This is a genomic window from Streptomyces niveus, from assembly GCF_001723055.1.
Lineage (GTDB): Bacteria > Actinomycetota > Actinomycetes > Streptomycetales > Streptomycetaceae > Streptomyces > Streptomyces niveus.
On the sequence record NZ_MDCR01000571.1, the window covers coordinates 1 to 290 of the forward strand.

Genomic DNA, 290 nt, shown 5'->3' on the forward strand with positions numbered 1-290 from the left:
CGCCCTTGGCGGCGCGCGCCTTGTCGGCCTTCTCGGCTAGGACGGACTTCAGGTCCTTGATCTGGTTCCAGACCTGGGGGGTCTGGCGGTGGGCGAGCACCGTGAAGCGGGACCCGGGGGCCGAGAGCTGCTTGGCGAGCGTCTCGGGCTCCTTGTCGAGGATCGGGGCGAGGAGGGCCGCGGCCTGCCGGGGGGCGTCGGCGACGTTGCTGTCCTCGGGGGTGAACATCTTGGGGTCGGCCGTGATGTCGTGCGCGTCGACGCTGGTGGCGAGGGCGACACCGGCGCGG

At 72.4% G+C, this 290-nt stretch carries 1 pseudogene; it reads right to left on the reverse strand.

Annotated elements, in window-relative coordinates:
* A pseudogene (locus tag BHU15_RS40745) lies at positions 1 to 290 on the reverse strand (cell division protein); the annotation flags it as partial.